Origin of the sequence: Denitrobaculum tricleocarpae (genome assembly GCF_007004665.1) — a bacterium.
GTDB lineage: Bacteria > Pseudomonadota > Alphaproteobacteria > Kiloniellales > Kiloniellaceae > Denitrobaculum > Denitrobaculum tricleocarpae.
In genome coordinates this window covers 287,262-311,545 of record NZ_ML660055.1, presented here as the reverse complement: position 1 = coordinate 311,545, position 24,284 = coordinate 287,262, and the positions used below count along the sequence as shown (strand labels likewise).

At 59.7% G+C, this 24,284-nt stretch carries 20 protein-coding genes; 6 read left to right on the top strand and 14 right to left on the bottom strand.

Annotated elements, in window-relative coordinates:
- Positions 1–62: 62 nt before the first annotated feature.
- From FKG95_RS13755 to dctP, 4 genes are all read right to left on the bottom strand, one after another.
- Positions 63–1,256, bottom strand: coding sequence for a M24 family metallopeptidase (locus tag FKG95_RS13755; protein WP_218940191.1), 1,194 nt, complete (start codon positions 1,254–1,256; stop codon positions 63–65).
- A 139-nt stretch (positions 1,257–1,395) separates the two neighbouring features.
- Positions 1,396–2,670 carry a TRAP transporter large permease gene (locus tag FKG95_RS13750; protein ID WP_142896943.1) on the bottom strand — a complete coding sequence of 425 codons (1,275 nt, stop codon included), beginning with the start codon at positions 2,668–2,670 and terminating at the stop codon, positions 1,396–1,398.
- Positions 2,667–3,188 carry a TRAP transporter small permease subunit gene (locus FKG95_RS13745; RefSeq protein ID WP_142896942.1) on the bottom strand — a complete coding sequence of 174 codons (522 nt, stop codon included), beginning with the start codon at positions 3,186–3,188 and terminating at the stop codon, positions 2,667–2,669. Before FKG95_RS13745 ends, FKG95_RS13750 begins: the two co-directional genes overlap by 4 nt.
- A gap of 175 nt (positions 3,189–3,363) precedes the next feature.
- The gene (gene dctP, locus FKG95_RS13740; protein ID WP_142896941.1) at positions 3,364–4,365 is read right to left on the bottom strand and encodes a TRAP transporter substrate-binding protein DctP; all 1,002 of its coding nucleotides are present in this window, start codon (positions 4,363–4,365) and stop codon (positions 3,364–3,366) included.
- Between the two features lie 283 nt (positions 4,366–4,648).
- Between dctP and FKG95_RS13735 the strand changes: the two genes are divergently transcribed.
- A complete protein-coding gene (locus FKG95_RS13735) occupies positions 4,649–5,539 on the top strand; it encodes an isocitrate lyase/PEP mutase family protein (RefSeq protein ID WP_142896940.1) in 891 nt (296 codons plus the stop codon).
- A 33-nt stretch (positions 5,540–5,572) separates the two neighbouring features.
- Here the strand turns inward: FKG95_RS13735 and FKG95_RS13730 are convergent, their stop codons facing one another.
- Positions 5,573–5,899 (bottom strand): ArsR/SmtB family transcription factor, encoded by a 327-nt coding sequence (locus FKG95_RS13730; protein WP_142896939.1) that lies wholly within the window; start codon positions 5,897–5,899, stop codon positions 5,573–5,575.
- Positions 5,900–5,963: 64 nt separating this feature from the next.
- On the opposite strand from FKG95_RS13730, the gene FKG95_RS13725 reads away from it, so the two are divergent.
- A complete protein-coding gene (locus FKG95_RS13725; RefSeq protein WP_179954090.1) occupies positions 5,964–7,145 on the top strand; it encodes an MFS transporter in 1,182 nt (393 codons plus the stop codon).
- A 49-nt stretch (positions 7,146–7,194) separates the two neighbouring features.
- Positions 7,195–8,406, top strand: a complete 1,212-nt coding sequence (locus tag FKG95_RS13720) for a M24 family metallopeptidase (RefSeq protein WP_179954089.1) — start codon at positions 7,195–7,197, stop codon at positions 8,404–8,406.
- Positions 8,407–8,601: 195 nt separating this feature from the next.
- Here FKG95_RS13720 and FKG95_RS13715 read toward each other — a convergent pair whose 3' ends face one another.
- The 3 genes from FKG95_RS13715 to FKG95_RS29670 form a co-directional block, all read right to left on the bottom strand.
- Complete coding sequence (locus FKG95_RS13715; protein ID WP_142896936.1) at positions 8,602–9,111, bottom strand: PAS domain-containing protein; 510 nt, start codon at positions 9,109–9,111, stop codon at positions 8,602–8,604.
- Positions 9,112–9,544: 433 nt separating this feature from the next.
- Positions 9,545–9,943 carry a PAS domain-containing protein gene (locus FKG95_RS13710; protein WP_142896935.1) on the bottom strand — a complete coding sequence of 133 codons (399 nt, stop codon included), beginning with the start codon at positions 9,941–9,943 and terminating at the stop codon, positions 9,545–9,547.
- 230 nt (positions 9,944–10,173) lie between these two features.
- A complete protein-coding gene (locus FKG95_RS29670) occupies positions 10,174–10,344 on the bottom strand; it encodes a hypothetical protein (protein ID WP_179954088.1) in 171 nt (56 codons plus the stop codon).
- 404 nt (positions 10,345–10,748) lie between these two features.
- On the opposite strand from FKG95_RS29670, the gene FKG95_RS13705 reads away from it, so the two are divergent.
- Complete coding sequence (locus tag FKG95_RS13705) at positions 10,749–15,596, top strand: NAD-glutamate dehydrogenase (RefSeq protein WP_142896934.1); 4,848 nt, start codon at positions 10,749–10,751, stop codon at positions 15,594–15,596.
- 61 nt (positions 15,597–15,657) lie between these two features.
- On the opposite strand, the gene FKG95_RS13700 is transcribed toward FKG95_RS13705, so the two are convergent.
- Entirely contained in the window at positions 15,658–15,972 is a 315-nt protein-coding gene (locus FKG95_RS13700) for a YbjQ family protein (protein ID WP_142896933.1), read from the bottom strand.
- A 23-nt stretch (positions 15,973–15,995) separates the two neighbouring features.
- Positions 15,996–16,337: a dATP/dGTP pyrophosphohydrolase domain-containing protein gene (locus FKG95_RS13695; protein WP_142896932.1), complete on the bottom strand. Its 342-nt coding sequence runs from the start codon at positions 16,335–16,337 to the stop codon at positions 15,996–15,998.
- Between the two features lie 157 nt (positions 16,338–16,494).
- Between FKG95_RS13695 and FKG95_RS13690 the strand changes: the two genes are divergently transcribed.
- Positions 16,495–17,805 carry an MFS transporter gene (locus tag FKG95_RS13690; protein ID WP_142896931.1) on the top strand — a complete coding sequence of 437 codons (1,311 nt, stop codon included), beginning with the start codon at positions 16,495–16,497 and terminating at the stop codon, positions 17,803–17,805.
- Between the two features lie 57 nt (positions 17,806–17,862).
- Here FKG95_RS13690 and FKG95_RS13685 read toward each other — a convergent pair whose 3' ends face one another.
- Complete coding sequence (locus tag FKG95_RS13685; protein ID WP_142896930.1) at positions 17,863–18,132, bottom strand: hypothetical protein; 270 nt, start codon at positions 18,130–18,132, stop codon at positions 17,863–17,865.
- 159 nt (positions 18,133–18,291) lie between these two features.
- Here FKG95_RS13685 and FKG95_RS13680 point away from each other — a divergent pair, with 159 nt between their 5' ends.
- Complete coding sequence (locus tag FKG95_RS13680; protein ID WP_142896929.1) at positions 18,292–19,233, top strand: LysR family transcriptional regulator; 942 nt, start codon at positions 18,292–18,294, stop codon at positions 19,231–19,233.
- A gap of 63 nt (positions 19,234–19,296) precedes the next feature.
- Here FKG95_RS13680 and purH read toward each other — a convergent pair whose 3' ends face one another.
- From purH to FKG95_RS13665, 3 genes are all read right to left on the bottom strand, one after another.
- Positions 19,297–20,886 (bottom strand): bifunctional phosphoribosylaminoimidazolecarboxamide formyltransferase/IMP cyclohydrolase, encoded by a 1,590-nt coding sequence (gene purH, locus FKG95_RS13675; protein WP_142896928.1) that lies wholly within the window; start codon positions 20,884–20,886, stop codon positions 19,297–19,299.
- A 225-nt stretch (positions 20,887–21,111) separates the two neighbouring features.
- Positions 21,112–23,115, bottom strand: coding sequence for a polysaccharide biosynthesis protein (locus tag FKG95_RS13670; protein WP_246116771.1), 2,004 nt, complete (start codon positions 23,113–23,115; stop codon positions 21,112–21,114).
- Between the two features lie 105 nt (positions 23,116–23,220).
- Positions 23,221–24,255: an MraY family glycosyltransferase gene (locus FKG95_RS13665; protein WP_142896927.1), complete on the bottom strand. Its 1,035-nt coding sequence runs from the start codon at positions 24,253–24,255 to the stop codon at positions 23,221–23,223.
- Positions 24,256–24,284 lie beyond the last annotated feature (29 nt).

Genomic DNA, 24,284 nt, shown 5'->3' with positions numbered 1-24,284 from the left:
ATATTAAAGGGCCGACTGGTGATGCGCGCAGGGTATCACGTCCTGACGTGATCACGCGCCTGCTATATCTCGGGCAATTCCGCCGGCGCGCGCCGGGTCAGCCACTCGGCGCCACCATCACGGATAACGATGTTTTCCTCATGGACCATCTGCTTGCCGGGCGCGAAGGTCATGCCGGGCTCGAGGGTCAGCACCATGTTGGGGACCAGCAGGGTGCCGTCGGTCGCCGTATTGGAGGGCCATTCGGTCAACTGCATGCCCAGGCCGTGTCCCAGCCGCCCGACGTCGTTACCGAGGGCGCCGCCGTCCTCCAGGGCGCGCCACATGGCTTGGAAAAGGTCACTGGTGGTCGCGCCTGGCCTGGCCGCGCGAAAGCCTGCCTGGGTTGCCGCATAGACCGTGTCATAGGCGCGCCGGACCTGATCGGAGGCTTTGCCAAACCAGAAATTCCGGTCGAAATCACAAAAGTAGCCATCAAACACCGCACCGGTGTCGAGCATCAGCAGATCGCCCTGTTGAAGGCGGCGGTTCGTGGGTGGCGAGATGATATCCTCGTATCCGCCCTGACCGGCCCCGCCGACAAGATAGGGCACGTCATCGCCGCCCCGGCGCAGAATCTCGGTCTTGAAGGTCCGAAAGGCCTCGATCTCGGTTTGATCATCGGACAGGAGTTCGGGCAGGGCCTCGAAGGCGCTGGAGACCACCCCACAGATGTGTTGGATTTTCTCGACCTCAATGTCCGACTTGACCATGCGCAGGCTGCGCAGAATGCCTGTTGCATCGACAAAGTCATTTCCATGCAGGGTCTTCCGGATCTTGTCGAAATCGCCGAGTGGCATGCGCAGATGCGTCTCCGGACCCATCGGCACGCCGATCCGTCCGGTCGCACCGGCAGAGTCGCGCAGCGCCGTGGTCAACAGCGTGATGCCGTCGTCCTCCGGCCGGGGGGAGGACCAGGTACGGATATCCTCGACCCAGGTCCGTGCCATCACGTCCGCGCCAATGGCCGGGACAACAGCGATGGGTTTGCCCTTAGCGGGGATCACCAGAAACCATGGCCGGGTCGGACTTTGCCAGAACTGCGTGAGAAAGCCGGAGAAATAACGGACTTCTGGTTCGGTAGAAAGCAGAAGCGCGCTCATGCGTTGCACGGACATCAGTCTCTGAGCGGCTTGCAGTCTCGCCTCGAATTCCGACTCCGGGAACCCCCGTTCCGGGGCCGGCCGCAACTCATACAAAACGTTCGATCCGCTCATCAGCCCCCGACCCTTGTATTCTGGCACACGCTCCGGCGTTATTTGTCGGGCAATTGCTCTTTAATTGCAACCTGTTAGTCGAGAAGAGAGCGGAAATTCCGCTACATCAGCTGCGATCGGTTTCACTCCGCCGCGCGCGCTACAATTTGAAGGGAATATAGAGCACCAGATCCGGGAAAAGATAACAGAGCAAAACCGTCAGAAGCATGAGCAGCAGGAACGGCCAGACGCCGCTGGCGACCTCGCCGATCTTGGCCTTTCCGACGGCCTGGATCACGTAGAGGTTGAGACCGACGGGCGGTGTGATCAGGGCCACCTCGATCAGGATGACGAAAAAGATTCCGAACCAGATGGGATCAATGCCGAGTGCCATGAGCGAGGGCGCGAGAACCGGAACCATGATCAGCATCATGGAGAGGGCTTCCAGGAAGAAGCCCATGATGACCAGCAGGATCGAAACCGCCAGAATGAAAAGCCAGGCTTCGTTGAAGTTGCCGGCGATAAAAAGGGAGATGTCCTGCGGTATCCGGTAGAGCGTGATCGCCTTCCCGAAGATTTTTGCCCCCGCGACGATCATCAGGATCGTGACGCTGGTCACCATGCTGTCGATCACGGCGGCCTTGAAGCCTTCCCAACTCAACGAGCGCAAGACAAAAGCGGTGATAATCAGGGCGAAGGCGAAACCGACGGCCGCTGCTTCGGTCGGCGTGAAGATCCCCCAGTAGATTCCCCAGACGATCAGCGTCGCGAGCGCCACGGAGGGCAGGGCGCGCTTGCTCGCGGCCATGCGGGTCGCCCAGGAAGCTTTTTCCGACTTCTGATAGTCAGCGGAAAAGACCGCATAGGCCATGGAGAAGAGGATAAAAAGGCCGACCAGGATCAGGCCTGGACCGATGCCCGCCAGGAAGAGCTTGATGACGGATTCTTCGGTGATGAAGCCGAAGACGATCAGGGGAATCGAAGGCGGAATCAGAATGCCCAGCGTGCCACCCGCCGCCAGCAGGCCCAGCACGAACTTTCTGGGATAGCCCCGGGACTCCATCTCCGGGATTGCGACGGTCGCGATGGTGGCCGCCGTTGCCACCGAACTCCCCGAAATCGCCGCGAAGAGTCCGCAGGAAATGACCGTGGCCACGGCCAATCCACCCGGCCAGTGGCCGACCCAGGCTTGCACGGCGGCAAAGAGATCCCGCCCGACCCCGCCTTTCAGCAGGACGTTCGACATCAGCAAAAACAATGGCACGGAAAGCAGGATGAAATTATCCAGCCCGCCCAGCAGGGACTGGGGCACCATCAGGGGCGAGAAACCGCCGATTGCCAGTAGAATAAAACCCAGCCCGCCCAGCACAAAGGCGACGGGCACACCTGCGAGCAGGAGAGAGAAGAGGGCGACCAGGATCAGGATTGTGGTCACGCGCCGTCCTCGCCGATATGGCCTTCATGACCGCCCGGTTTGCGCCAGCCCGACCCGGTCCAGACCCGCAGCAGTTCCGCAAGACACTGCAGAAAGAGCAGCCCGAGGCCGAGCGGCACCAGAGCCTCGCTCCACCAGTTGGGGATGTTGAGCATGGTGCCGCTCGAGCGTCCTTTCAGGTAGGAGTCGAGCGCGATACCGAAACCCCAGTAACAGACGGCCGCGGCGAAGACGCCGATGAACAGCAGGCTAACCGTATCGGCCAGCTTTTTGCCGAAGGGACTGAAGCGGGAATAGAGCGCCTCGATCATGATGTGCTGACGCCTGTGCAGGGTCACGCCCAGGGCCATGAAGACGCCCGCTATCATCAGGATCTGCGAGATCTCCGCGGCCCAGATCGTGGGCGCGTTCAGGGCGTAACGGGCTACGACTTCGTAGGTCAGCATCAAGCCGGTCGCGACGAAAAACCAGGCTGCGACAGTTCCCAGGAAGATGCTGATCGAATCAATCGCGCGCAAGAACGCCCCCTCTGGCGAATATGTTTTGAAAAATCCTGCCACGCCGTGTCACGGCGTCATGCTGTGGGTAGTGTTGAGCTGTGATTTGCGGTTTTGGCGCAGTATTCCGGGCTGGTATGGTTCCGGGCAGGCCCGATAAGGGACCGCCCGGAACGTTACCTCTCTCGACGATGTTTTACTGCTGCAGCTTCTTCGCCGCATCCATGACGAGTTTGCCCAGTTCGCCGGCGTCGTTGGCGTACTGGTCGTAGACCGGCTGGGAACATGCGCGCCAGGCATTGATCTGCTCGGCGGTCGGTTCGACGATCTTCATGCCGTTCTTGACCGACTCCGCGAAGGCCGCCTCTTCGATCTCGGAGATCTTGTCGCGGACCGCGGCGTCGGCCATGGCGGCGGCGTCGCTGATGATTTTCCGGTGAGCCTCGGGCAGTCCGGACCAGAACTCATCGTTCACCACGACGATAAACTCGATGTCGGCATGCTGGGTCTTGGTGATGGTGTCCATCACGTCCCAGAGCTTGCGCGACTTTACGCCCGACACACCGGTCATGCCGACGTCGACGGTGCCGCGCTGGTAAGCCAGATACTGCTCCGACCCAGAGATCAGCGTTGGGGCGCCGCCGCAGGATTTGACGAATTCGCCAAGAGTTTTGCCGAAGACGCGGACTTTCTTGTCTTTCACGGCCTCCGGTGTCGCGACGTCGCCGCCGTTGGAGAGCATGACCGCGCTGCCATAGGCCTGCCACCAGAGCACCCGTGCGCCGGTCTGCTCCAGGATGGCATCATCCAGCGGACCCCGGACCGGGCTGCCTTTCGCCGTTGCCTTGCGGATCAGCTCATCGGTGTTGAACATGAAGGGCTGGTAGAAGATGTCGACAGCCGGAATATCGCCGACAAAGCGGGTAAGGGACGCAACACCCATCTCGATCGAGCCGGAACCAACGGCCTGCGGCACCTGCTTGTCTTTAAAAAGCTGTGCGGAATCGTAGATCTGGACCTCGATGTCCCCGCCGGACTTCTTCTCAACCTCTTCCTTAAAGAGCACAAGGTTCTGCCCGAGATGGCTCGTGAGCGGAAGCTGGAGTGTAATGCGCAAGGTGGTCTCTGCGGCCTGCGCCATGGAAAGACCGCCACTGAGAACCGCGGCGGCCGCGGCCATTGTAAGGAACTTCTTCATCTCTTTCTCCCCTGGAGCCCGCTCGTTCTTCACCGGAACGGTAAAAGGCGGCGTTTCAGCTCACATTTATTTTCTTGCCGGACGATCCACCGCGCGTGTCGTCACGCGCCGCGAAAAGTCAGTTTCACTGACCTTAGCTTGCCAAGCCTATGCAGGGCTGTCAAAAAAAGAGAACGATTCGATAAGGCAAAGGCCGCGTCGGTAGAATTTTGTTTTACGAAACAACCGGTTTTCGTATCGGCACTTCATCAGAATCACGACAGACTCAGCTAAGGACTCCGACATGCAGATATCCCCGGCCGCCCGCCTGAGAGAGCTACTGGCCAAACCACAGCTCCAGGTCATGCCCTGCTGTTTTGACGCGCTCAGTGCCCGCCTGATTGAAGAGGCGGGTTTCCCGCTGAGTTTCATGTCTGGTTTCGCGGTCTCGGCGGCAAAGATCGGTGCGCCGGATACCGGTCTGATTTCCTATGGCGAGATGGTCGGCCAGGGCCGGGATATTTGCAGCGCCGTATCGATCCCCGTCATCGGCGACGGCGATACGGGTTACGGCAATGCATTGAACGTGAAGCGAACGGTTCAGGGCTATGCACAGGCGGGTTTCGCGGCCGTGATGATCGAGGACCAGGTCGCGCCCAAGCGCTGCGGCCATACCAAGGGCAAGATGGTGGTCGACCGGGAAACCGCCTACAGCCGGATCGAGGCGGCGGTCGATGCACGCAATGAAGGCGCGGATATCATGATCCTGGCGCGCACCGATGCCCGCCACACTGAAGGCCTGGACGAAGCGCTGACCCGGGCTCAGCAGTTCGGACAGATCGGGGCCGATATCCTCTTCGTCGAGGCGCCGCGCAACGAAGAGGAAATGCGCCGGGTTTGCGGCGAGGTGCCCGGCATTCACATGGCCAATCTGGTCGAGGGCGGCGCGACGCCGATACTGCCGCCCGAGGTTCTCCAGGATATCGGCTACCGCATCGCGGCTTATCCGCTCACCTTGATGTCCGCCGCCATGAAGGCCATGAACGATGCTCTGGCGCAGATGAAAGCCGGCCGGCACCCCGCGTCCCAGGTGTTGGAGTTCGGTGAATTGCGCAGGCTCGTGGGCTTCGATGCCTACTACGAAGCGGAGTCCCGCTACGCCGGTGCGCGTCAGGATAAGCCTGAGCCCTCTTAAACACCGAACTGGGTTCGGAGTGCGAGGGAGAGTCTAGGTTTTCTGCGAGGGGTCAGCCCTTTCACAGGCTTCTCCGCTTTCCCGACAGCAGTTTTCCAACAGGTAGTTGATCAGCTCTTGCATGCCGCTGTCGTGGACCGCGTAGATGATTTCCCGCTCGTGGCGCCAGCTCTGGAGCAGGCCGGTTCTCTCCAGCTGTCCCAAGTGCCTCGAGAGAGTCGAGATGTTTACTGAAAGCCGTTTCGATATTTCGGAAACGCGCAAGCCCTTCGATCCTTGCATCAGCAGCAGCCGATAGGCGTTCAGTCTGGTTTCCTGTCCCAGCGCCAGAAGGGCGGCGATTGCGTCGTTAGAATGCATAATTGCATATTAACGCAAATGTGCAATTATGCAAATTAATGTCCAGAAACCCGGATCTGCATCTGTGTCCGATTTCTCTATGATGTTCCGCCGGGCAGGCTGGCTGCTTGTAGCGGCTCCTTTCTTCGGCCTGTCGACCGGTGCTCTGTTTCCGCTTGTTGCCTTGGAGCTGGATCGCCTGGGTTTCGGGGAAACATTCGTAGGTTCGGCGACATCGCTGTACTACGCCGGATCTGTAACCGGTGCGCTTACCTATGGCTGGATCCTGAATCGCATCGGCTACAAGCCTGCCTTCTTTATCACGGCAGCCCTAGCGGGGGCAGCGACTTTCGCGCTCGCCCAATCTGACAACCCTTATGTCTGGCTCGGTCTTCGTTACCTGGGCGGTTACGCACTTGGCGGCTACTACATCGTGGTCGACAGCTGGGTATCAGCGCTCGGCACCCGTCAGACTCGCGGGCGGCTTTTCGCGAGTTTCGAAACCCTGCGTTTGCTGGCAACGGCGATCGGACCCTCGCTCATTGTCGTGGGATCGGCAACCGAGAACATAACGCTCATCGCCTTCGCCTATGCGCTCTCCTTTGCACCTGCTCTTCTCAACGTAACGCCAACTCTGCAGGCCAGGGGCCGCAAGCTCTCGGGTGACGTCGCTGGGCTGGTTAGGTGTTTTCCTTTCGCACTTGCAGTCGCATTCTGCGGCGGAATTGCAAATGCAAGCTTCTACGGACTGAGCGCCGTCTATGCCAAGGCGATCGGTTTTGACACCGCGCAAATTGCTTTGTTTGTCGGTGCCGTCCTTGTCGCCCCTGCGATTATCTCCATTCCCGTGGGCGCTATTGGAGATCGCTTCGGGCGGATGCGGACCGTAATGCTCATCGCGGGGTGTTCCGCATTGGCCTGCGGGTTTACGTCGATTGCGCAGCCCGCAACATTTTGGATTACCCTGGTCATGAGCGTCGTTTCCGGCGGCTGTTTGGTTCCCCTCTATGCGATCAGCTTAAGCAGAGTTGTCGATGCCGTTGGCGAGAGGGACGCAATCCCGGCAACCACTGCTGGGTTGCTGGTATACAATATGGGCGCTTTTTGCGGACCGGCCCTGGCCGGATTGGCAATGGAGTGGAACGGTCCGGCGGGATTTTATATTTTCCTCGGCGCTGTCGCCCTGTTTGCGATCTTGCTGGCAAATGCGGATATGCGTCTGGCACACTGCTGCCCGGAAGCTCCCGAGCCAATGCCGGGGCGTTAAATGCTGTCGGAGCTTTCCTGAGCGATTGATTGAAACCAGGATTGGCGCAATGGAGTTTCCCGCACCCGCCGCACCTGACGAGACGAGTTTGCGCCTGGGACGTCTTGCGCGTTTGCGGGCGAGCATGAAAGACTTCGACCTGCCGGCCGTGGTTCTGCACGATCCCCATAACGTCCGCTATGCGACGGGCGCGCGGAACATGATCCCGTTCCTGCTGCGCAACCCGGCCCGCTATGTCTTCGTGCCGCAGGAAGGGCCGGTGGTTCTTTTCGAATTCGAGGGTTGCGAACATCTGGAAAAGGACAATCCGGCCATCGACGAAATCCGGAACGCCAAAACGGTTTCCTACGTCGCGCGGGGACCCTTGATGGCCGATACGGCAAAGGCCTGGGCACGGGATATCGCCGGGTTGATGCAGCTGCACTGTCCCGGTGAGCGGCGGCTCGGTCTGGAACGCATTGACGCGGGCGCGGTCGAATGCCTGCGCGACGCCGGGTTCGAAATCCACGATGCCCAGGCCCCCGTGGAGCGGGCGCGCGCGATCAAAACGCCGGAGGAAATTATCTGCTCGAAACGCTCGGTCGCCTGCGTGATGGCGGGCGAATGGAAACTGCGCGCGGCCATCCGGTCGGGGATCAGCGAGAACGAGCTCTGGTCCGTACTCCACAGCCATGTCATCGCCAACGACGCGGACTATATCGAGACCCGGCTTCTGAACTCCGGGGAACGCACGAACCCCTGGTTCCAGGAAACCGGAACCCGGGTCCTGGAGGCCGGCGACCTGATAGCGCACGATACGGATGTGGTCGGTCCGCACGGCTACTACGCCGATTTCTCGAGGAGTTTTCTCTGTGGCGACGGGCCGCCCAGCGCGACGCAAAAGACGCTGTATCGTCTGGCCTATGAACAGGTCCATCACAACATGGCTCTGATCAAAGCCGGACGCTCATTCCGTGAAATCACCGAGGCCGCCTGGGTCATCCCTGAGGCCTATTACAAGCGGCGCTACTATCTTCTCATGCACGGCACCGGCCTGACTGGAGAGTATCCTTACATCGTGCAGGGTGCCGATTACGATGGCGGGGTGAACTATGACGGGATCATCGAGCCCAACATGGTGCTCTCGGTCGAGAGCTACATCGGTCACGAAGACGGCGGCGAGGGAGTGAAGCTGGAGCAACAGGTGCTGGTGACGGAGCAGGGGATCGAGGTGATGAGCGACTTTCCGTTCGAAGCGGCCTTTCTATCCGGCGAAATCTAGAGCAGACCCGGTTTAGATGGAATCGCCTTCGGCGATCCGTCGTACCGGTGAGTCTGCTCTAACTGTTTGATGTAGAGCGGGTTCACATGTTTTAGCGAAAACACAGAGTGTTTCCGTTAAAACATGACGCGCTCTAGGGTATCTGCTGCCGGGCTGCTCAATATCCGCTCTGGGTTTTTGGTCTGGATTTCGGCTTTAGATTTCTGGGACGCCGTCTTCATCGAAAAAGATCGCAAAGCCAAGCAGGTGATCGACGAAGCTATCGCGATCGCCAAGCGGCAGCATGACCCGCTGAAACCGGGTGGCCACACCCGAAGGGCGCCAGTTGGCGCGGCCATCGCGAAACACCGGGCCGATATGTTTGCAGCATAACTCGACATCATGATGGAAATCCCTGCCCGAGTCGCTGGGGATGAATTCGCTGATTTTCTCACCGGTGACTTCGCGCCCGTAGACCTCGCGGAAGCGGGTCCCGGCAACGCGCACTATGAAGTTGTCATTGGGTGTTCGTTCAAGCAGATAGGTCGTCGGAAGCAGTCGTGGAAAATCCATTGGATCGACATCGCCGCGGGCGGGCATTGCTCGATGGCCCCGATGTTCATCCCAATAGCGGACAGCCCATTTCAGATGCTCTTCCGCCTGTTCCGGGAGGGTATCCGAAACCTGATTTTCCGCCGTATCACTTGTGACAGTGACGGAATACATCGCTTATTTCCTTACTTTTTCTACTTTCGACCTTCCCAGATCACGCGGTCCGATCTGATCAACCGTGCCGGATTGCCGGAAAAGTCTCCTTGCGATTTCAATCCGCCGATACGGGCTTGGCAAACTACACACCACCAGAGTTGATCGATGGCTAAGTGTCAGTTGTAAAAAAGAGATTTGACCTTTCCAAAAAATATACACTTCAATTAGATTAAATCCATGGCGGTCTCAAAGCTAGGCCGAAATGGTGAATGATATCCTAAAAATTCAATTTTCTCGGCAAGATAGTGCTGGAATATGCGCGTAGAAATTGTCTTCGGCAGTGTCCTGATGAAACCTCTCTGCGTCGAGCGTCACTATCACCTGAGGGTTGAATAGATACCCGAGACCGATCCTTGAATGGACCTTACTTTGATCCAATGCACGGGCGGCCTCACGCCTCGAAATGCATGACGCCCGCAATGGATTCGACGTCTGTCCCGTTGCCTGACAAGGGAAGTATCAGCCGCTGATAAAGCTTCATATCTTCACTGTCGATGGTGTAGATGGTATTGCGGGTGAAGACCGGTGCGATATGGCCGACACAGCAAAAATGCTCATCCAGGGTTTCGGCCAGGATCTTTCCCTCAAGCAGCTCGGTCAGGCTTTGTCCCTTGATTTGTCCGCCGTAACGCGCGTTGACGGCTTCCCCCACGAGCCGGAAGCGGAAATCCTGATTTTCAACATCAAGTAGCAGTATGTAGGGAAGTAGTTCAGGGATCGAAAGAGGGTCGATGGCGTTTCGGGTCGGAAAGTCGCCCGGGTTGGCGAGAGACCGCCAATAGCTCAGCATTCGCGTCAGCTTGATGTCCGCGGATTCGGGTAACGGCTCACCGCAGCCAATAACCTGCAGGGTTCTTTTCTGGCTGAGACGGCGACCGGAAAAGCGCAGGCCTCTTCGATCCTGTCGCGTGTTTTTCACTTCGCTAGACTAACTCAATTAATAGAACGGTTATGAATTTATCACCTGTAGCAGGTATCTGAATAGTCCGTTGCAAGGTTCCACGGCGTCTCGCCGGCTGATTAATGAGGCGCCGAAACCAGAAGGTAGAGAAGGCCCAAGCCAACGGCCACCGTCCCGGTTGCAATGGTCACGATTGACGTCACAATTGCACGCCAGGAGCGCTTGTATCCGCCCCCCGAACTGCCTGCCGCGGCGAACTCAAAGTCCGCCTCAGGTTCACTGTTGCTCATATCAGTTCCGACCGCTTACCGTCTGATCTCGCATGGCTCATTTGGGCGGCCCTTGATTCCCTGGTGGTCTGCCTGGGCCGCCGTAATCTGGAAAAGCTTTTGAATTTCAGCAGGTTCCCGGCCGGCTGAGTGCGTTTTCCAAACCAGCCGGCAGTAAGCCACAATAGGTTTAATATCTGGTTTAACCCGAGACAGAGAGTTGAGCGGGCCCCAGGGATCGCGCTTTGGCCTTTGCGGCAAGGGCCGCCGGCCTACGAAAACCTGACTCGGTTTTCCTGTAAAAACTCAATTCCTTCTGATAGCTACTCCCCATTAACCAAAGAATGCTATAGCCTCAATTGAGGTGACACGAACAACGGGCAGCACGCACATCAAGCGGCCCGCATTCCGGGGGGAGCGCGAAAATGGCAACTCATGCCGAAGAGCATAAGTCGGAAATCATCGAGACCCTTTGCAAGCGGGCGGCAAAACGTCTTGAAAAAAAGCGCGCGGATCATGCCGTTCGCTTTATCAAACAGCTTTATGCCAACGTTGCTCCGGATGATCTTGTCGATGAATCCCTAGACAATCTTTACGGTGCCGCACTGTCGCTCTGGGGACAGGCGCAGCAACGCGGCAAGGGGGAGGCCAAGGTCCGGGTCTACAACCCCCGGCCCGAAGAGTTCGGCTGGAAGTCTTCGCACACCATCGTCGAAATCATCAACGACGACATGCCGTTCCTGGTCGACTCCGTGACCGCGGCCATCGGACAGCTCGAAGCCGAGGTCTTCCTGGTCATCCATCCGATGATCAGGGTGGAGCGCGACGCAAAAGGCAAACTGAAAACGCTCTTTGACGACATCAAAGGCGATGGCCGTGAGTCGGTCATGCAGCTTCAAATCAGCGAGCAGCCCGCCGAGCAGCAGGCCGAGTTCCGGGACCGTCTGGAAAAGGTGCTGCAGGATGTGCGCGTTGCCGTGGATGACTGGCAATCCATGCGCAGCCAGATGACCGGGATCATCTCGGACCTAGAGAAAAGTCCGCCCTCCATTCCCGAAGCCGAGATCAAAGAAGGCGTCGCGTTCCTGAAATGGCTCAATGACGATCACTTCACCTATCTCGGCTACCGCGAATACCGCTTCGAAGGCAAGGGGCAGAAGGCCGTCTCCAAAGTCCTGGACGACGTTGGTCTCGGCGTTCTGCGCGATACTGCGTTTCAGGTTTTCGACGGCTTGCGCAATCTTGGCAGCTTGCCTGCCGACATTCAGGACTTCGTCAAAAAATCCGATCTGCTGCGGGTCACAAAGGCAAACAGCCGCTCCAGTGTGCATCGCGCCGTGCATATGGATACCGTCGCGATCAAGCGGTACGACACCAAAGGCAACGTTGTCGGTGAGCGCCTCTTCATCGGTCTTTTCACGTCTGCCGCTTATTCCCGTTCGCCCCGCGATATTCCGTTGCTGCAAAAGAAGGTCGATAATCTGATCGGACGCTCGGGCTTCGCTCCGGGCAGTCATGACGGCAAGGCCTTGAGTCACATTCTGGAGAGCTATCCGCGCGACGAGCTCTTTCAGTCGACTGAGGACGAGCTTTTCGACACTGCGATGGGCGTCCTCCACCTTCAGGAGCGTCAGCGGATCGCGCTCTTTCTGCGCCGCGATCCCTTCGAACGTTTCGTATCCTGCCTGCTCTATGTGCCGCGCGACCGTTACGACAGTACGCTGCGCCTGCGTATGCAGACGATTATTGCGGAAGCCTTCAAGGGCTCGATCACGGCCTTTTACACGCACCTCACGGACGAGGCCCTGGCGCGTCTGCATATCATCGTGAAAACCACCCGGGGCGAAATCCCCGATGTGGATCATGCGTCCCTTGAACACAAGCTGGCGGAGGCCGGCCGCTCATGGGTCGACAGGCTGGAAGAAGCCTTGATCGAAGACCGGGGCGAAGAACGCGGTATCAGCAGTCTGCGCCGCTTCTCCAAGGCCTTCCCGGCCAGCTACCAGGATCACTTCAATGAACACGACGCAGCGTTCGACGTTACGCGGATCGACGAGGCGCATGAAAGCGGCGGCCTCTCCATGAACCTCTACCGCCCGCTGGAGGCCGAAGCCCACCGCCTGCATTTCAAGCTCTATATCGCCGATCAGCCGGTTCCGCTCTCCGATGTTCTGCCCATGCTGGAAAACATGGGCCTGAAGGTCATCAGCGAGAATCCCTACAGTATACATCCCCTGAAAGCCGACAATCCGGTCTGGATGCATGATTTCCAGATGGTGACTCAGGATGGCGACGAAATCGACATCCCCTCGATCAAGCGGGCTTTCCATGAAGCCTTCGCCAGGGTCTGGCGCAGAGAGATGGAAAACGACGGCTTCAACAGACTGGTTCTGAAAGCGGGCCTGACGGCACGGGAGATCACGATCCTGCGTGCCTATTGCAAGTATCTGCGTCAGGCTCAGATTCCCTTCAGCCAGGCTTACATGGAAGAGACCCTGGCCGGGAACCCGAAAATCACGCATCTGCTGGTCGAGCTTTTTCAGTGCCGGTTCGCGCAGGCCATCGGAGACGACCGCAGTGATGAAGAGAGGGATGCCCATGCCGAGAAGATCGTCGAGGAAATCCGCGCTCTCCTGGACCAGGTCAGCAATCTGGACGAAGATCGCATTATCCGCCGTTTCCTGAACTGCATCGAGTGCACGCTGCGGACCAACTTTGCCCAGATTGCCGATGACGGCGGTTCGAAAAGCTACCTTTCGTTCAAACTGGATTCACGTAACATCGACGAGCTTCCTTTACCGCGCCCGTTCCGTGAGATCTTCGTCTACAGCCCGCGGATCGAAGGCGTGCATCTGCGGTTCGGCATGGTCGCGCGCGGCGGACTCCGCTGGTCGGACCGGCGCGAGGATTTCCGGACCGAGATCCTGGGGCTGGTGAAGGCGCAGCAGGTTAAAAACGCGGTGATCGTGCCGGTTGGCTCAAAGGGCGGTTTCGTCGTCAAGCAGCCACCGCCAGCCGAAGAGGGCCGTGAGGCGCTCCTGGCCGAGGGCATCGAATGCTATAAGACCTTCATTCGCGGTCTTCTGGATATCACCGACAACCTGCAGGTCGGTGAACTGACACCGCCGGATTTCGTGGTCCGGCGCGATGCGGACGACCCCTATCTGGTCGTGGCCGCGGACAAGGGAACGGCGACCTTCTCCGATATTGCGAACGGTGTCTCCAAGGACTATGGCTTCTGGCTCGACGATGCCTTCGCGTCGGGTGGTTCCGCCGGTTACGACCACAAGAAAATGGGCATCACGGCCCGTGGTGCCTGGGAGTCGGTGAAACGCCATTTCCGTGAAATGGGTAAGGATACCCAGACCGAGACCTTTACCTGTATCGGCGTCGGCGATATGTCCGGCGACGTTTTCGGCAACGGCATGCTGCTGTCCGAGCAGATCAAGATGGTCGCGGCCTTCAACCATATGCATATCTTCGTGGACCCGGATCCGGATCCGGCAAGCTCCTTCGCGGAGCGCAAGCGCCTCTTCGAACTGCCGCGCTCGGCCTGGACGGATTATGACGAGAAGCTGATCTCCAAAGGCGGCGGGATCTTCGACCGCAGCGCCAAGTCGCTCACCATCTCCAAGGAGATGAAAGCGCTGTTCGACATCAAGGAAGACAAGCTGACGCCTGTCGAGTTGCTGCGCGCAATTCTACTGTCCGAGGTCGAGCTGCTTTGGTTCGGCGGCATCGGCACCTACGTGAAATCGAGCCAGGAAACCAATGCCGACGCGGGTGACCGGGCGAACGACGCGCTGCGCGTCAATGCCAAGGAGCTGCGCTGCAAAGTGATTGGCGAGGGTGCCAATCTGGGTATGACGCAGCTTGCACGGATCGAGTATGCCCAGCACGGCGGGCGCAGCAACACAGACTCCATCGATAACTCGGCCGGCGTGGATTGTTCCGACCACGAAGTGAACATCAAGATCCTTTTGGGTGATATTGAGGAGTCCGGCGATATGACGCGCAAGCAGCGCGACAAGCTGCTGGAAAAGATGACCGACGAGGTGGCGGAGCTGGTGCTGCGGGACAACTACCTGCAGACTCAGGCGATCACGGTCACCTGGGGATTGGGTGCCCATCTGCTGGACCGCTTCGCGCGTTACATGCGCGTGCTCGAGAAACAGGGCGACTTGAATCGCGCGATCGAGTTTCTGCCTGACGACGAGACCATTACGGAGCGCCTGAAGCAGGGTGCAGGCCTGACGCGGCCGGAGCTTTCGGTGCTGCTGTCCTATGCCAAGATCACACTCTACGAAGAGCTCTTGGCGTCGGATCTGCCCGACGCTGCCTACATGGCCGGCGCTCTGACCGATTACTTCCCCAAAGTCCTGGGCAAGGACTATCCCGAGCCGATCTCCCGGCACCGCCTGCGCCGCGAAATCATCGCGACCGTGGTGACCAACGATATGGTCAACCGGGTCGGCATTACCTTCGTTCATGAGGTTAAGGAAAAGACCGGGATGCCGGCGTCCGAGATCGCACGCGCCTATAACATCGTTTGCGAGGTCTTCGGCCTGCGTGACCTCTTCGCCCAGGTTGAGGCACTCGACAATAAGGTCGGCGCCGACGTGCAGGCGGGGATGCTGGTGGATACCGGCCGCCTGATCGAGCAAGCGACGGTCTGGTTCCTTCGCAACTCCGAACATCCCCTGGGCATCGAAAAGAACCTCAAGACCTACAGCAAGCCGATTGCGGAACTGGCCGAAGACTTGAAGGCCATGCTGTCCCTGGAGACCCGGCGTCTGCTCTCGGTGCGAACCAAGGAATACCGGGCCAAGGGCGTTCCTGAAGAGCTGGCCAGCCGGGTTGCGAGCCTGCCGCTTCTCTTCGCCGCCGGGGACGTTGTGTCCGCGGCACAGCAGGCCAAACTGCCGGTCGCGCAGGCCGGAAAGATCTACTTCGCCATCGGTGACCGTTTCGGGTTCGACTGGCTGCGCCGCGCCGCGCGCCGCCTGCCCAGCGACTCAGCCTGGGACAAGCTTGCGGTCACGGCCATTGTCGACGATCTCTATGGACATCAGAGCGCTTTGACATCGCGCGTTCTCGATGCCGTAAAGGGCAAGGTCGAGGCGGAGGAGGTGATTCACAGCTGGGCGAATGAGCGCCGTACGATCGTGGCCCGAACCGAGCAGCTTCTGGCGGAACTCAATGCCGCCGGGAATCCGGATTTGGCGATGCTTGCGGTTGCCAACAGGCAGCTCAAGTCTCTGGTCGAGGGTTGACTTGTGATGCGGTCGCTCTTCGCCGAGGTCTTTGAGAGCGGTCGCGGTTGCGTGTAAGGCGTTACTCGACACGCACGGCCGTGCCGTTGGCGCTGACCATCAGCATGGAATCGCCAACGGTTTCGTAGTCGAGATCGACACCGATGACCGCGTTCGCACCGAGTTCTTCGGCTTGTGCGACCATGTCCTCCATGGCGTGCTCCTTCGCGCCGCGCAGGGCCTTTTCGTAGCCGCCCGCGCGGCCGCCCACCACGTCGCGGATCCGCGCGAAGAAGTCGCGGAACATGTTCGCGCCGACGATGGCGTCACCGCTGACGATGCCCATGTAGCCGACGATGCGTTTGCCCTCGATTGAGTCCGTGGTGACGATCTGCATGCTCGAATTCCTTCTTCAACTCTTCAAATGTGTTTCCCGGTGCCGTCGCCGGCGCGACTCCATTTGCGCGCCCGGTTGATGGCCATTTTCTCCTGGATCGACTGCTCGATGTCGTAGCCGAGGTCCTCTGCGAGACGATAGAGCAGAATCATGACATCCGCGGTTTCCATCGCCGCTTCTTTCACGTCCCGCTGCTGCACGGCCTCGGCCAGCTCGGCCAATTCCTGCTGCGCGCGAGTAACCAGATCCACCGGATTGGCGGCGGGACCGAATGTGTCTTCGCCCCATTCGGCAATGGTCTTTTGATTTACCTCTTCGGACTCGATCCGGCGCGAAACTTCTGCTTCTTTCGAGAAGGAGGACATTTTGTTCCTGACTATGATGACGGGCGATTGCAATTTAATGGTGTCCGGCAGGCTCGCGATCTGCGAACTTATCCAGGTACTACAGTGTAAAATAGCCCGCTGCCAAAACGGCGGCAATGTCGTAACACCGCCTCCTGATATCCTGTGAAGGAACCTTATGGCCGACCATAACCAACCGCAGAAACCGGAGTCCGGGGCTGAGAGCAGTGACTGGAAAGTAAGTCCGAAAGCCCTGATCGCCTGGTGTTTCTTCGATTGGGCGAACTCGGCCTTTCCGACGGTGATCGTCACCTTCGTCTTTGCCAACTACTTTGCTTCTGCACTGGCCTCCTCGCCGGAAGAGGCGACGGGGGAATGGGGGATTGCAATCAGCATCTCCGGACTCGCCATCGCGATTCTGGCGCCGATCTTCGGTGCCCTTGCGGACCAGGGCGGGCCGCGCAAACCCTGGCTTTTCGTTTTTACAGTCGTTTGCGTGGTCTGCGGATTTGCGCTCTGGACAATCGCGCCGGATCAATCCCTGGCGGCTCGGGCGCTGATTCTGGTTGGGATTGCCAATGCCGCCTTCGAATTGGGGCAGGTTTTCTACAACGCCATGCTGCCGGATCTCGCACCTGTGCAGAAACTGGGGCGTCTGTCCGGTTGGGCCTGGGGCTTGGGCTACGCAGGTGGATTGGGTTGCTTGGTGCTCTGCCTGTTCCTGCTCATCTTTCCGGAACAACCACTCTTCGGTCTGGATAAATCCGCTTCAGAGGAAGTCCGCGCGACCGGGCCGCTGGTCGCGGCCTGGTTTGCGATTTTTGCCGTCCCGCTTTTTCTCTTAACGCCCGACCGTCAAGCGAGCGGCGTGTCTTCGGGCGAAGCGATTCGGCGTGGCATGCGGCTGCTGTTCAAGACGTTGCGGGAGTTGCCGACTCACGGCCAGATCGGGCGGTTCCTGCTGGCGCGGATGATCTACATCGACGGCCTGAACACGCTTTTTGTGTTCGGGGGCATTTACGCGAAAACCAAATTCGGGATGGATACGGAAGAAATTCTGATCTTCGCGATCCTGCTGAATATCACGGCTGGGATTGGCGCAGCGGCCTTTGGCTGGATCGATGACTGGATCGGCGCCAAGCGGACCATCACCATTTCTGTGGTTTGCCTGACGGTCCTCTGTTCCTGGATTCTGATGGTTGACAGCAAATTCTCTTTTTACGCACTGGGTTGCGCGATCGGCGTCTTCATAGGGCCGACCCAGTCGGCCAGCCGCTCCATGATGGCCCGTTTGGCACCGGCGCATCTTCGCACAGAGATGTTCGGTTTGTTCGCCTTCTCGGGTAAAGCCACGGCCTTCGTCGGCCCGGCCCTGGTAAGTTGGGTTACGCTCTGGACCAACAGCCAGCAGGCGGGAATGGCGGTCATTCTGGTGTTTTTCGTTGTGGGTCTTCTTGTTCTGGCCCCCCTCAAGGAAGCGGAGAGCTAGCTTGATACCGGTTGCGTAAACGGGGTGGATGTTGGCCACCCCGTTATCATCCGATCGTCAGGACTTACGCCCGCCGCTGTAGGAGGGCGTGAAGAGCCATCTCTCAATGGCATCTCCGGCGGTGGACAGCTTTTTCATCAAACCGAGAGCCCCGCGGCTCAGAAATTTGAAGCCACTGTGGAAAGCTTCGCTTCGGGCTTTGTGGCCACGGCGCAGATAGATCGCCATGTCCTGGTGGATCCGGTCCATGGAGGGAGCCTGGGTGCCGCCTTCAGAAGGACGCAGGGCTGGCTGGTGGCTTCTTGAGGTCTGATGGATGGAATTCATGGCTCGGGTCTCCTTTATCTGCTCTGCGATCTGCCGGAAGGATTTGGCAGAGCCGCTGCGGTGTTCAGTGATGTAAAGTTAGTGGAGATCTCCGTGGTTGATAATATAGCTATTTCGAATATGATTTGTTCCTTCATGGAATAGATAGAGCTATGCCTGATGGATAATGTCAGTGAAATGCAGGTCTTTGTGCGTGTCGTTCAACTTGGCAGCTTCTCGGCCGCGGCCCGATCGCTCGACCTCACGCCTTCCGCGATCAGCAAGCAGGTCGGGCGGCTGGAAGACCGGCTCCGGACCCGGCTCTTCAACCGGACCACACGGCGCCTGAACCTGACGGAGGCGGGGACCGGCTTTTATGAGCGCTGCCGGCAAATCCTCTCCGATATCGAGGAGGCGGAACAGGCGGTTGCGGATTTACGATCGACTCCCCGAGGGACTTTGAAACTCGCCCTGCCGTCGGCTTTCGGCCGTTTGCATGTCGCGCCGGTCCTGGCGGAATACCTGCAGCGTTATCCGGAAATGCGCATTGATCTGAACCTGAATGACCGGCTGATCGACATTATGGCGGAGGGGATGGATCTGGCAGTCCGGATCGGCGATCTCTCCGATTCCAGTCTGATCGCGCGCAGACTGGCACCCAACCGGCGCGTGGTTTGCGGCGCCCCCGCGTATTTCGCCCGTAGGCCTGTGCCCGGAAAGCCCCAGGACCTGCTGGACCACAACTGTCTGGTTTACACCTATCGGGCGTCACGCAACGATTGGCACTTCAGCGGTCCCGGCGGTAAGGAGACCATCCAGGTTTCCGGTAATCTCGAAGCTAATTCCGCGGAAGCGCTGCACGCGGCCGTATTGTCGGGCCTGGGGATCGGACTGCTGCCCATGTGGCTGATCGGTACGGACCTTAAAGCCGGGCGCATGATTGAGGTCCTGGGCGACTATCACTTTCCGGACAGTGCGGTCTACGCGGTCTATCCGCCCGGCCGCCATCTCTCGCCCAAGGTCCGGAGCTTTGTCGACTATCTCGCCGAGCACTTCTCGGGCGATCTCGACTGGCTCGACGACACGTCCCTTGAAGAAGCGGGCCGTAAAGAAGCAGGTTGAACGGCGCTGTCTATCAGGAACGGCGCACCAGCCCACACCGCCTCCATTACAATTCAGTGCCGGTCAGTGCCGGAAGTGCCGCATACCGGTGAAGACCATGGCGAGACCGGCTTCGTCGGCGGCGGCGATGACCTCGTCGTCGCGCATGGAGCCGCCGGGCTGGATGACCGCTTTCGCGCCCGCATCCACGGCCGCCATCAGTCCGTCCGCGAAGGGGAAAAAGGCATCTGAAGCGACGACCGAGCCGATTGTCGCAGGCTCGGCGAGACCGGCGGCGTCCGCCGCCTCCCGCGCCTTCCAGGCGGCGATGCGTGAGGAGTCGACCCGGCTCATCTGACCGGCGCCGATACCGACCGTCGCGCCATTCCGGGCATAGACGATGGCGTTGGATTTTACGTGCTTCGCGACCCGGAAGGCGAACAGCATGTCAGCCAGTTCATCCGGATCCGGCGCGCGTTTGGTGACGACCTTCAGGTCTTCGAGCGTGATGCAGCCGTTATCCCGGCTCTGCAGCAGGAAGCCGCCGGAGAGCGCTTTGAGAGTCATCCCGGGCGCGGCAGGGTCGGGCAGGGCAGAGGTGGTGAGAACCCGGAGGTTTTTCTTCGCGGCCAGGACGTCGCGGGCGTCTTCGTCCAGATCGGGCGCGATCACCACCTCGGCGAAGAGCTCGGCGACCTGTGCCGCGGTCGTACCGTCGAGCGTGCGGTTCACGGCGATGATGCCCCCGAAAGCGCTGACCGGATCGCAACTCAGAGCCTGGGCATAGGCAGAGGCAAGGTCGTCTGCCTGGGCGACGCCGCAGGGGTTGGCGTGCTTGATGATGGCAACAGCGGGTTTGTCGAACTCCGCAACCAATTCGAACGCCGCATCGGTGTCGTTGAGGTTGTTGTAACTCAGCTCCTTGCCCTGGAGCTGGGTTGCGGTTGCGACTCCCGGACGTGGTTGGCCGTCTTTGCCGCTTCCCCCGATGTAGAGCGCGGCGGCCTGATGCGGATTCTCGCCGTAACGCAGCACCTGCGCCCGCCGGCCGCCCTGGGTGCGCTGCGCGGGAAAGTCGACGCCGCGTTCCTCGTCGAGCCAGTTGGCGATCATGGAGTCATAGGCGGCGGTGTGACCGAAGGCTTTCGCCGCCAGATCGCGCCGAAGACTGCCTGAGGTCGCGCCCTGGTTGGCGGTGATGTCGTCCATAACCTTCTGGTAGTCCTGGGGATCGGTGACGATAGTGACTGACGCGTGGTTCTTGGCCGAGGCGCGGACCATCGCCGGACCGCCGATATCGATGTTCTCGATGCAGGTATCGAAGTCGGCACCTGATGAGAGCGTCGCCTCGAAGGGGTAGAGATTCACCACCACCAGATCGATCGCCCCGATCGCTTGCTCGTCCATGGCTTTGCGATGGCTCTCCAGGTCGCGCCGGGCCAGAATTCCGCCATGAATCTTAGGGTGCAGGGTCTTGACCCGGCCATCCATGATTTCGGGAAAACCGGTGTGGCTGGAGACATCGGTAACCGCGACGCCGGCATCCCGAAGGGCACCGGCGGAACCACCGGTCGACAGAATTTCGATACCCTGTCCTTCAAGAAAACGACCCAATTCAGTAAGACCGGATTTGTCTGAAACGGAGAGAAGGGCACGGGTGATTTTTTCGGACATAGAGCGGCTCCAGCGGGCGTAATTCCGGGGTCCGGCTCGGCATCGCGCAGGGGAACTGCCATCATGGCCCGGCAGGTGCTGCTCTATCGTGAAGGCCATGCAGGCCGCGCAAAGCACGCGGGCCGGATTGCTTGGGTGGGGTTTAGGGGCCCGCCGCCGTTACGTCAAGCGAGGATGTTGCGCTGCGGAAAATGCGACTTGTGCGATCCAGAAAGGATCATAAAGTCACAGCGCCACGACGACCGCATCCTCGGATTGCGTGGCTGCCTTGCGGTACTCGGGGACGAGCCGCTGCAGCTGTTGCGCGACCGTTGCGTGATCCCGCGCGGCCGCTGAAGTATTCAGATCGTCGAGACTGCGTGACAGCAGTTCCAGGTTCGTTGTGCGCGGAGAAGCGAGATGAAGCGAGGGGTGGCTGGTCTCCACCAGGGGCTCCAGCTCGTGAAAGAGCTCCTCATAGAGTTTCTCGCCCGGCCTCAGGCCGGTATAGACGATCTTGATGTCCTTCTCCGGCCGCAGGCCGCCAAGCCGGATCATCTGCCGTGCAAGGTCCTCGATTTTAATCGGTTTGCCCATATCCAGAACATAGATCTTGCCGGCTTCCTCCGAGGGCGCGTTCGCGCCCAGCACGGACGCTTGCAGCACCAGTTCCACCGCCTCACGGATGGTCATGAAATAGCGGGTCATGTCCGGATGCGTCACGGTCAGCGGACCGCCGCTTTCCAACTGCCGGGTAAAGAGCGGGACCACGGACCCGGTGGATCCCAGAACATTGCCGAAGCGCACGGTCACATAGCGGGTGCCTGATCCCGCGCGGCCGGCGATGTCCAGCGCCTGGCAGTAACTCTCCGCAAGCCGTTTGGTCGCGCCCATGACGTTGGGCGGATTGATGGCCTTGTCGGTCGAGATCAGCACCATGGCGCCGACGCCATGTTTGCGGCAGGCGTCGGCTGTGTTGCGGGTTCCGATGACATTGGTCAGGACACCCTCGATCGGGTTGGCCTCCACCATGGGCACATGTTTCAAGGCGGCGGCATGGAACAGCAGCTCCGGCCGTTCCTCGGCCATGGTGACGTTCAGCCTGACCGCATCCCGCACGTCTCCCAGGACCGTGCGTTGCGACATCTGCGGATACTTTTCCGAGATTTCCAGGTCGATGCTGTAGAGCAGGTGCTCGGCATTATCGAAGAGGATAAGACGGCTTGGCCCAAAGGCGGCGATCTGGCGGACCAGCTCAGATCCGATCGATCCTCCTGCGCCCGTGATCATCACGCGGCGGTTCGCGATCAACTGCCGCATGGATGCGCGGTCCAGCTTTGCCTGGCTCCTGCCCAGAAGGTCTTCGATCGCGATGGGGCGGACTTCGATGCCGCCCGAGGCGGCGCCCTCCGCATTGATCCTGAAATCGGTCAGTCTCGGCATTCTGTCGATGTGCAGGTCCAACTGTTCCGCGAGTCCGAGCAACGCCTGCATCGCTTCGCGCTCCAGCGATTTGGCGAGAATGATCCGGCGCGGTCGCCGGCCATCGCGCAGGGTCAATGAGTTTACGATCTTCTCGAGGTCATTTATGTGCCCGAGCACCGGAACCTCATGAATGCTGCGGCCCACTCTGGTGCCCCGGTCATCGACGACACCCAGGACATCGTAAGCGCCATCACGGTCCCGCGCCATCTCGCGGATGAAGACCTCCGCCGCATCGCCGGTGCCGACCACCAGGACCGGCACGCGCAGGTGCCGGCTGCGCTCCAGGAGGTGGCGCAGGCCTCGGTCCTTGAAGACGCGGTACGCCATGCGGGGGGCGCCCAACAGGAAGACCAGCACGAACCAGTTGATGATCACGGATGAGCGCGGGATGTCCACGGCACGCGTTGTCAGGAAGGCGATGGGGACGTAAATCATCACCGCGATTGTCACGGCCTTCACGATGGCCGCGAGATCGTTCATGGAAGCGTAGCGCCAGATACCCCGGTACAGCCCGGTGGCCCAGAAGACCGAGCCGCAGACGGCGATAAAAAGAAACCAGGCGGGAATCAGATGGTTGGTAACGTGAGGTAAAGCCTCCGAGCCGAGCCGGAGACTCAGCGCGATCACAAACGAAAGGCCCGCCATGAATATATCATGCAGGAGTGCCGCGAGTGCGCGCGGAAGCTTGTGCGATTTCACTTTCATCCGGATGTCATCTGCTGCAGCAATCGGGCCTGCCTTGGGAATCGAGCTGCTCTCCGACATCGGGCTGTCTCAGAAAATCGAAATGAGCCGGGAGCGCGTAATGTCTTGCTAGATTAGCACGAAGGGGACTCGGGTACGCAAGGCCGGGTTGCACGCTTAGGGCGGCTATTCGGTCGCAGAGCTCGTGCCCTGTTGTGTCATGGGGTGGTTGGCAAAGCGGAACAGCAATGCGGCAACGACAAAAGTGCCGGCGGCCAAAGCGAACCAGGGAAGGAACGAGACGCTCACAAGCGCCAGAAACACCAGGGCGATATTGTGCAGCAGCAGGTTACGCGATACCCAGGCATGGCCGGCGCCGCGCAGCATGGCTTTCTGGTAAAAGTGTTCGCGGTGGCCGCGCCAGACCTTCTCCCCGCGCAGGGCGCGCCGGACGAGGGTAATGGTCGCGTCGCAGAGATAGTAGAGCGGAAGTAGCAGTGCCGCGGCCCAATGGCCCTGCGCGGCGCAGACCAGCAGCAGCCAGCCGATCAGGTAGCCCAACGTGACGCTGCCGATATCGCCCAGGAAGATTTTCGAGGGCGCCCAGTTCCAGACCAGAAAGCCCAGGGTACAGGCCGCAAGCATTATTGGATAAGCCGCGGCCCCAAACCCGTCCTGGGTGAGCATGTAAAGCAGCCCGAGGCCCAGCCCTACAGTGAGAGTTTCGATGCCCGTGATGCCGTCGGCGCCATCCATGAAATTGAAGAGGTTGATGAACCAGACCCAGGCCAGGGCCTTGAAGAGGTGATCCAGCCAATCCGGCAGCACGCCTTGAAACACAAGAAAGCCGCCGCTGTCCGATGCCGTAAAGGCAATGCCGGCGATAACCACCGCAAACTGAACGATCAGGCGTAAAACGACCGGTTGGTTTTTGACATCGTCCAGCCAGGAAATGGCGGCCAGAATCAGCGTTGCTGCCAGAACCGCCAGAAAGCCCGGCGGCGCGGCACCGTGGAACAGAGAGATCAGGCCCCATGACGGAAGCAGGATCGCTAGGACGGCCAGGCCGCCGCCACGGGGTTTGGGTTGGGCATGACTGCTGCGCTCGTTGGGCGTATCGAAGATGCCGTGGCGGACCAGAAGTTTCAGGACGAGAAATGTCATCGCCCAGGTCGCAACCGCGCCGAGACCCGCGGCAAAGATAAGTTCAGTCAGGGTCATGATGGCGTTATAGACCTATTTCGCGCTCT